This window comes from Kribbella sp. NPDC048915 (assembly GCF_040649595.1).
Taxonomy (GTDB): Bacteria; Actinomycetota; Actinomycetes; order Propionibacteriales; family Kribbellaceae; genus Kribbella.
On record NZ_JBEZFT010000086.1, the window covers coordinates 19,069 to 28,144 of the forward strand.

Annotated in this window: 7 protein-coding genes; 1 reads left to right on the forward strand and 6 read right to left on the reverse strand. The window is 68.0% G+C overall.

Annotated features, from left to right (window positions below; all coding sequences use genetic code 11):
* Positions 1–84: 84 nt before the first annotated feature.
* The 6 genes from AB0B82_RS29975 to AB0B82_RS30000 form a co-directional block, all read right to left on the reverse strand.
* Positions 85–2,637, reverse strand: coding sequence for a tetratricopeptide repeat protein (locus AB0B82_RS29975; RefSeq protein ID WP_360175946.1), 2,553 nt, complete (start codon positions 2,635–2,637; stop codon positions 85–87).
* A 118-nt stretch (positions 2,638–2,755) separates the two neighbouring features.
* Complete coding sequence (locus AB0B82_RS29980) at positions 2,756–3,754, reverse strand: LacI family DNA-binding transcriptional regulator (protein WP_360175949.1); 999 nt, start codon at positions 3,752–3,754, stop codon at positions 2,756–2,758.
* A 13-nt stretch (positions 3,755–3,767) separates the two neighbouring features.
* On the reverse strand, positions 3,768–4,655 hold the full coding sequence (locus tag AB0B82_RS29985; protein ID WP_360175952.1) for a carbohydrate ABC transporter permease: 888 nt from the start codon (positions 4,653–4,655) through the stop codon (positions 3,768–3,770).
* Positions 4,652–5,548, reverse strand: a complete 897-nt coding sequence (locus AB0B82_RS29990) for a sugar ABC transporter permease (protein ID WP_360175955.1) — start codon at positions 5,546–5,548, stop codon at positions 4,652–4,654. The genes AB0B82_RS29985 and AB0B82_RS29990 overlap by 4 nt, the downstream gene beginning before the upstream one ends.
* Positions 5,545–6,804, reverse strand: a complete 1,260-nt coding sequence (locus tag AB0B82_RS29995; RefSeq protein ID WP_360175958.1) for an extracellular solute-binding protein — start codon at positions 6,802–6,804, stop codon at positions 5,545–5,547. The genes AB0B82_RS29990 and AB0B82_RS29995 overlap by 4 nt, the downstream gene beginning before the upstream one ends.
* Complete coding sequence (locus AB0B82_RS30000) at positions 6,791–8,266, reverse strand: sulfatase-like hydrolase/transferase (RefSeq protein WP_360175961.1); 1,476 nt, start codon at positions 8,264–8,266, stop codon at positions 6,791–6,793. The genes AB0B82_RS29995 and AB0B82_RS30000 overlap by 14 nt, the downstream gene beginning before the upstream one ends.
* A 111-nt stretch (positions 8,267–8,377) precedes the next feature.
* Between AB0B82_RS30000 and AB0B82_RS30005 the strand changes: the two genes are divergently transcribed.
* Positions 8,378–8,605 (forward strand): hypothetical protein, encoded by a 228-nt coding sequence (locus tag AB0B82_RS30005; protein WP_360175964.1) that lies wholly within the window; start codon positions 8,378–8,380, stop codon positions 8,603–8,605.
* The last annotated feature ends 471 nt before the right edge of the window (positions 8,606–9,076 follow it).

Consider the following 9,076-nt stretch of genomic DNA (forward strand, 5'->3'; position numbering starts at 1 on the left):
TAAAAGAGCCGCGGGGAGTCGCCACTGTCCGTGGTCGACCAGTTGTTTCAGCGCCGTTGTACGGTCGGGGTTCAGGTCGGTGGTTCAGAGCTGCACGCCGGCGAGCAGGTCTTCGACCCGTTCGGTGCGACCAGCCTGGCGGTGGTGGAACCAGGCTTCGTGGGAGAGGCTGTCGCCGACCAGGTCGAGGGCCTCGGCGAGCTCCTCCTCGAGGTAAGGATTGGGGATGCCGAGCCGTTCGCCCATCGCCTCCTCGGCACCGAACAAGTGGGCGGCACCAACGGGATCGCCACGGCGGATCAGCACGTTCATCACGGTGTTGGACAACGCCATCGTCAGGCTGGGACTGCGCAGCGCCAGCACGGTCGGCAGCACGTCGCGGATGAGTTCGACGGCCTCGTCCAGGCGGTCCGCAAGGATCAGCAGGAACGCAAGATTCTGTCCCTGAGCGGCGATCTCGTGCGCATCGCCGATCTCCTCGGTGATGCGCAGGCCCTCGCGCAGCAACTCCTCCGCACGGTCCAGATTCCCCAGTTCCTCCTCGATCCCGCCCAGGTGGCTGAGCACGCGCGCCAGTCGCCAGTCGTCGTCGAGCCCGCGGAGGCGCTGCACGGCTTCGGTGAGCGTCGCCTGCGCGGCCTGCAGTTCACCTTGCTGCCGCTGAACCGACCCGAGCACCATCATCCCGAACGCGATCGCAGCCGGGTCGTCGAGCTCCCGCGCGATCTCCAAGCTGCGGTTGGTCAGCTCGCGGGCCTGCTCGGGTTCGCCCTGCATCAGCAGGAGATTGCTCAAGCCACGCAGGCAGGCGGCCAGTTCCGATGAGTACGACGTACCGGCCGCGGCGACCACCCGTTCGTGCCAAGCCCGACTCTCCGCGATGTAGCCGCCGAAGATCCAGACCCATCCGAGCGCCGAGCAGAGCCGGAGGGCGGTCTGGACGTCGTGTTCTGTTGCCCAGGACAACGCCGCACGGAAGTTGTCGAGGTCCGCACCGGCCAGCTCGACCGGCGGCTCCGACGACGTCTTCTTGACCGCTTCGAGGTGTTCGGCGTGATCGGCGTAGTACCTCGCGTGCCGCCCGCAGCTGACGTCGGCCTCGTCGGTACGGCGTAACTCGTCGGCGGCGTAGCGGCGGATCGTATCCAGCAGGCGGACCCGCGTACCGTCCGGGCCGTCCTGCAGCGTGATCAGATTCGCGTCGTGCAACTCGGCCAGCGCATCGACCGGATCGATGCCGGTAGCAACTGCTTCCACCGCGGTCAGCGCCGTGCTCCCGGAGAAGGCCGCGAGCTGCCGGAAGGTACGGCGGTGTTCGGGGCCGAGCAGCTCGTACGACCACGCGATCGTGTCACGCAGCGTCCGCTGCCGCTCCGGGGCCGCCGTACTCGTGGACGCGATGTCCAGCGCCTGATCGATACGGGCCAGGAGTTCCTTGACGCTGAGCAGCCGGATGCGTGGTGCGCACAACTCGATCGCGAGCGGAAGGCCGTCGAGCCGACGGCAGATCGCGACCACGTCGTCGGTGTTGTCCGCAGTCAGCGTGAAGCTCGGGCGGACTGCTTGGGCACGTTGGACGAAGAGCTGGACGGCGGGCGAATCCGCTGCATCCGCGGCGGACAGTGGCAGCACGGGATGCTGGTACTCGCCGGTGAGACCGAGCGCCCGCCTGGAGGTCGCGACGACCTTCACGTGCGGCGCGCCCTCGATGATCTCCGCGACGACCTTGCCGGCGTCGGCGAGCTGTTCGAGGTTGTCGAGGACGAGCAGCAGGGTCCGTTTCGCCAGGTACGCCACGACCCGACCGCGCTCCCGCGGCGGGATGTCGAGGACCTCGGCGATCGTCGTCCACAGCACCGGCGCGGACGTCACCGCCGCGAGCGGGACGAAGTACACCCCGCCCGGAAACTTCGTCGTCGCATTCGCCGCCGCGCCGATCGCCAGTCGTGTCTTGCCGGACCCACCCGGCCCGGTCAACGTCACGAGCCGTACGTCGGGGTGCCCGAGCAGGCTGTTGATGCGGTCGAGGTCGGGTGCGCGCCCGAGCAGCGGTGTGGCGGGCGCCGGCAGACTGGTCGCCGTACCGAGCGTGCGCAGTGGCGGGAACTCGGGTGGCAAACCGTCAACGGTGACCTGGAACAGGTGCTCGGGTTCCGGAATGTCCTTCAAATGATGGGTTCCGAGGTCGCGCAGGGTGACGCCGCCGGGGAGCTGCGTGAGCTCCCCCGTGACTGCCGACACGACGATCTGCCCGCCGTGCGCCGCGGCGCCGATGCGCGCGGCGAGGTGGACGTCCATGCCCCAGTAGTCACCCTCGTACACGCCGGGGGTGCCGGTATGGATCCCCATCCGGACCCGCAGTCGCTCGTCGCCCGGCCAGTGATGTGCAGCCAGTTGTCGCTGACCGTCCACGGCCGCCCGCACCGCGTCGCCGGCTGCACCGAAGACGACGAAGAAGCTATCGCCTTCGGTGCCCATCTCGGTCCCGTGGTACGTCGACCAGACGGCGCGCAGGATCCGGCGATGATCCTCCAACGCGTCGAGGTACCGATCCCCCAGGCGACGCAGCAGCAACGTCGACCCCTCGATATCCGAGAACAGCATCGCCACTGTTCCCCCACCCATGGCCCCACCCATGCCGCCAGTCTCAACCGCGACCCGGCCGCCGCGCCAGTATCAGCCGGCAGCCGGCTGATACTGGCGTGGTGCGCCGACGGCCCAGGGGCGCGCGCCGCTCGTCGGCCGGCGTGCTGGGTCAGCCGATGCCGGTGGTGCTTTCGCGGACCACGAGGCTGAAGGGCGCCTGCCGGCGGACCGGCTCGCCGTCCGGACGTTGGTCGCGTAGTGCTTGGAGCGCGAGGCGCGCGATCGCGACCCGGTCGGGCGCGACCGTGGTGAGCGTCGGCAGCGTCGCGAGGTCGTACGGGATGTCGTCGAAGCCGACCACCGCGACGTCCTGCGGCACCCGCAGCCCGCGCAACACCAGGGCGCGGATGGCGCCCATCGCCAGCCAGTCGGTCGCCGCGAACACCGCATCCGGCGGCGTGTTGCCCTGGTCGAGCCATGCACCCAGCGTCCGCTCGGCGTCCTGGCCGCGCAGACCGCCGGTCGGCAGCACGATGTCCTCATCGACGGGGAGTCCGGCGGCGGTGAGCGCATCGCGGTAGCCGTTGATCCGGTCGTCGGTCATCCGCGGCCCGGGCGCCAGAGCCATCACGTGGCGGCGACCGAGTTCCAGCAGATGCTCGGTCGCAACCTTCCCGGCCTCGCGATTGTCGATCCCGACATGATCCGCCGGGTAACCGGGCCCCGCCTTCTCCCCCAACAGCACCAGCGGAAGCGACGCATCACGCCGCTCGACATCCTCGGCGGTCAGACCGAGCGGGCTCAACACCAGCCCGTCGAGCCGGGCCGGATGCCGCTCGGTGAGCAGCGCCAGCTCGGCCTCCCGCCGGCCACCGGTCTGGTGGAACTGCACGATCCACCCGAACGACTCCGCCTCGTCGAGCATCCGAGCCGCCAGCGACGCGAAGTACGGCCGATCGAGCTGCGGTACGGCGAACGCGATCACACCGCTGCGTCCCTGGGCGAGGTTGCGCGCCGCGATGTTCGGCCGGTACCCGAGCTTGTCGATCGCGGCCAGCACGCGTTGGCGGGTCTCCTCGCGGACGTGCGCGGCGCCGTTGACGACGTTCGACACCGTCTTCATCGACACGCCGGCCGCCTCGGCGACATCGGTCAGGCGCGGCCTCATAGCTGGAAGGATCTCATTTGAGTCCGGTGTGGGCCATTCCGGCCAGGATGCGCCGCTGAAAGACCACGAACACCACGACCACCGGCACCAGTGTGACCACGCTCATCGCGAACAGCGCACCCCACTCCGAGCTGCCGGTCGAGTCCAGGAATCCGCGCAGCGCGACCGGTACGGTCAGGCGGGTCCTGGTCGACAGGTAGATCAACTGGCTGAAGAAGTTGTTCCAGGTCCAGATGAACGAGAAGATCGCCGTCGTCACCAGCGCCGGCGACAGCAGCGGCAGGATGATCCGCCGGTAGATCCCCCACGCCCCGCAGCCGTCGATCCGGGCCGCGTCGTCCAGCTCGACCGGGATCGACCGGATGAACTGCACCATCAGGAACACGAAGAACGCGTCGGTGGCCAGGAAACTCGGCACGATCATCGGCCAGAAGGTGTCGATCCAGTTCAGGTCCCGGAAAATCGAGTACTGCGCGATCAGCGTGACATGACCAGGCAGCATGATCGTCGCCAGCATCAATCCGAACAGCGTTTTCCGGCCCACGAAGGTGAGTCGGGCGAACGCGTACGCGGTCAGCGAGCAGGTCAGCACGTTGCCGATCACGACCGCGGCGCAGATGATCAGCGAGTTCGTCAGGTAGATGCCGAAGCTGGTCCCGGTCGAGGACCACCCGAGCGCGTAGTTGCCGAGCGTCGGATGCTCGGGGATCAGGCCGGCGTGCTGGAAGATCTCGTGGTTCGGCCGCAATGAGGCGCTGATCATCCACAGCAGCGGGTAGAGCATGATCAACGCGCCCGCGATCAGTCCGGCGTGTGCGAGAAAGCGTTTTACTGCGTCGCCCCGGCGTACGCCGGTCCGATCCACCGTCGTACGGCCCTTGGCGAGTCGGCTTCGATTCATCGCCGGGCTCCTTCGTCGGCATAGAACACCCAGGAGCGGCCGAGGACGAAGTTCAGTCCGGTGAAGACCGCGATGATCAGCAGCAGCACCCAGGCCATCGCGGCGGCGTACCCCATCCGGAAGTTGCCGAACGCCTGCTGGTACAGGTACAGCGTGTAGAACAGCGTCGAGTCCGACGGTCCACCCTTGCCGCCGCTGATCACGAATGCCGGCGTGAAGGCCTGGAACGCGCCGATGATCTGCAGGACCAGATTGAAGAACACCACCGGCGACAGCAGCGGCAGTGTCACCCGCCAGAATCGTTGCCAGCGGCCCGCACCGTCGACCTCGGCGGCCTCCAGCACCTCGTCCGGGATCTGCCGCAGGCCCGCGAGGAAGATCACCATCGGCGCGCCGAACTGCCACACCCGCAGCACGATCAGCGTCCACAACGCCGTACCGGGTTCGGAGATCCAGCCGCGGCCCTCGATCCCGAAGATCGCGAGGACGTCGTTGAGCAGACCGTCGGTGCCGAAGAGTTGCTGCCAGAGCAGGGCGATCGCGACGCTACCACCGAGCAGGCTCGGGACGTAGTACAGCGCGCGATAGACAGCCAGCCCCCGGAGTCCGCGGTTCAGCAGCACAGCGATCGCGAGCGCGAACGCCATCTCGAGCGGAACCGAGACTCCGACGTAGATGAACGTGACCTTGAGCGACTGCAGGTACCGCGGGTCGTCGAAGAGCGCCAGGTAGTTCTTCAGCCCGGTCCACTCGGGGGTGTTGAGCAGCGCGTAGTCGGTGAACGAGTAGTACAGCGACAGCAGCATCGGGCCGATCGTGAGTCCGACCAGCCCGATCAGCCAGGGCAGCAGGAAAAGGTACGCCGGAAAGCTCTGCCGGAGGCGGGAAATCACTGCCCGAGTGTCTTTCCGGCCAACTCCACGAACTCCGTCGCACCGGCCGCCGGCGTAGTCTTCCCGAACCCGATGTTCTCGGCGATCCGCCCGAACCCGGACAGCAGTTCGCCGTACCCCTTCGGCCACGGCTTGGGCGACGGACCGACCTTGCCGGCCAGGCCGTCGACGTACTCGATCGCCCGGGCCGCGGCCGAGCCGGCGTCCGCGGAAATCAAGTCACGCGCTTTCCTGGACGGCGGCACGCCGAGCAGGATGCCGATCGCCTTGATCGCGTTCTCGTCGTTGAGCAGGAACCCGATCAGTTTCGCGGCATCCTCGGGATGCTTGGTCGCTGCCGAGATGCACCACAGATCCAGCCCCTTCACGAACTGACCGGAGAGATCGCCGGCTTTGCCCTGCGGTACCGGCAACACGGTCAGCGGACCCTTCACCAGCGGCTGATAGAACGTCACCTGCTGCACCCAGCCGAACTGGAGCGGCGCCTTGCCCTTGGCAACCAGTGACTTCTCGATTCCGGTCGTTTCCGCGCTGACGTTCTGCGGCGGCGCGGCCTTCGCACCGCGCAGCTCGGCCCAGTACTGGAACCACGACTGGACGGTGTCCTTGCTCGTAGCAAGCTTTCCGCCGTCGTCGGAGAACAGGTCGCTGCCGTGCTGCCGCGCGTACACCTCGAACAGCTGGAAGTTGCCGGCCTGATCGGTCGAGCCGTACGAGCCCTGGACCGAGGCGCTGTAGTCACGGGCGAACTCCGCGAACGCGTCCCAGGTCCAGCCCTGTTGCGGGACGGCGCCACCGGCGCGCTTGATCGCCGCCTCGTCGACGTACATCGCGTAGCTGATCGAGCTCTGCCCGATGCCGTAGTTCTTGCCGTCCGTCGCACCGCTGCTCGCGACGTCCTTGTCGAGCGCGGACGTGTCGATGTTCGACGAGCTGAGATCCTTCAGCGCACCACGGCCCGCGTAGTCGCTGAAGTAGCTCATCGACATCCGCAGCACGTCGGGTGCGTTGTTGCCGGAAGTCTGGGTCGCCAGCTTGTCCCAGTAGTCGTCGAACGGGGCGCTCTCCGCGGCGAACTCCGCGCCGCCGCTCGACTTCCACGCCTCGAGCGCTTTGTTGACCGCCTTGCTCACCGGGTCCGGGCCGTACCAGGCGACGCGCATCGGGCCGGACTTCCCCGAACAGCCGGGGATCGTGATCGCCGCGGCGCTCGCCGCGCCGAGGCCCAGGAGGGTACGGCGGCTAATGATGCTCATGGTGTTCTCCTCGGGGTGCCCAGCGCCAGTTGTGCGGCAGGCGGAGCGGGGTGTAGTTGCCGTTCGGGAGGTCGTCGGTCAGGCGCGCCTGCCAGCGGGCAAGCTGGTGCAGGAGGCGCGCGCGAACCGCGAGGTGCACGTCGTCGTCGAAGAGATTGACGAGTTCGGCGGGATCGTTGTCCAGGTCGTACAACTCGCCGGCGAGGTCCGCGTGCACGACGAGCTTCCATCGCCCGCTGCGGAGCATTCTGGCGGCACCGGATTGCGTGACGGTGTTGAGTTCGTCGAACGTCGGACCGTCGTAGGCGAAGTGCAGCGGTGGGCGTTCGATCACGTCGTACGCGCGACCGCCGAAGCCCTGCTCGGCGATGATGCTGCCGAACTCCTCGTCCGGAGCGTCGGCCCCCTGGGCGAGCGGGAGCAAGCTGCGGCCTTGGACGCCGTCGGGGATCGGCGCGCCGACGGCCTCGCAGATCGTGGGGAGGATGTCGACGATAGACACCGGTTCGTCGCGTTGCTGGGCCTCGAGGCCGTCGCCGGTGACGATCAGCGGGATCCGCATCAGGAACTCCGAGAGGCCGGCACCCTTGCGCTGCAGGCCGTATTCGCCGACGTAGTCACCGTGGTCGGCCAGGAAGATCGTCACTCGCGGTCTGCTTCGGCCGGCGAGACCCTCGTGGAGGCGTCGGATCTGGTCGTCGAGGAGCCGCAGCATGCCAAGATAGTTGGCGGCATAGCGGCGCCAGTTGTGGTCGTAGTTCGGACGTTTCTCCTGCTGTAGCTTGCGCAACCAGTCGTAGGTTCCACCCTTGATTTCAGTTGCCTCCGGCCCGCTCCGGCGGTCCGGGACGTCCTCGGGCCGGATCAGGTCGAAGTAGGGCTTCGGGACTTGGTACGGGTTGTGGGGTTCGGGGTAGGAGACCCAGAACAGGCCCGGTCGCCGCGGGTCCGCGGCATCGATCGCTAGGAGCGCGTCGGTGGTGATCCGGTACGGGAGCTGGGTTTCCAGCGGGTACGGCGTGGGCTCGTCCGCAACGCCGTGGTCGAGGCGCTCGAGCCAGTCGTCGAAAGCGTTTTCCTCCGCGTTCCGCGCAGGCCCCTGCGTGTGGAAGTACGGGCCGGCGTAGGTGTCGAAGTCCTCGACACCGCGGTGCATGTGCGGTTTCCCGGCGAAGTGCAGTTGGTAGTCCGCGTTCCGCAGTACGTCGAGCAGATCCTGCTGGAAATGGGCGTACTGCGCGTTGCTGTTCTGCCGCACCTGGTGCACGCTCGGAAACCGGCCGGTGAGCAGACTGGTGCGCGCCGGAACACACGCCGGGGCGGCCGTGTACGCGTTCCGGAAGTCCGTTCCGCGCGCCGCCAGACCGTCGACGAACGGCATGGTATCCACGGCGTACCCGCTTCGCCGCGTCAGTCCGGCCCGCTGCTGATCGGTCATCACGATGACGATGTCGGGGCGCATCGACCCTGCTCTCTGTTCGTGTTTACAGCGCTGTAGTACAGCGCTGTAAACCATCGCGCAGCCGCCCACCTCCCGTCAACCCCCGACCTGGTCTGCCGGTACGGTCACCCCGTGATCCATGAGCCGATGAGCCGTCGCCTGGTTTGTGTCCTCGCCGTCATCGGCATCGCCCTCACCGTCGGCGGCCTGGCCACCCGTGCCGGCAACCTCACCGGCGCGGTCTTCCTCTTCCTGGGCGCCCTCGGCACCTACGGCCTCCTCGATCGCGTCGTCGCCCACCTGACCAGCCCCCGCCGAGGTGTGGTCGGCGGCGGCCGGGGCAGGGCACAACCAGAGTGAGGCACGACCAGAGTGAGGCACGACCGGAGTGAGGCACGACCGGAGTGAGGCACGACCAGGCTGACGAGGGCGTGCGGGCGCTGGGGCGACGGGGGCGTGCGGGCGCTGGGGGCGACGGGGCATGGGGTTGTCGCAGCCGTGGATCTTAGGAGGGTTTTCCTAGGTATGACGGGAAGAATCCTCCACCGTCGTGCGGAAAACTCTCCTAGGAGAGATTTCGCGGGTCAGCAGTGCAGGCGGCAGTGCAGGGTTGGTACGAACCCGGCAAACTTGGCGGCCGCCGTGGCCACGGTGGCCTAATCGGCCTGGTCGGCCTGGTCGGCCTGGTCGGCCTGGTCGGCCCGGTCGGCCGGCGGTTGCCGGGGTTGCCGGGGTAGCCGGGGTAGCCGGGGTAGCCGGGGTAGCCGGGGTAGCCGGGGTAGCCGGGGTAGCCGGGGTAGCCGGGGTAGCCGGGGTAGCCGGGGTAGCCGG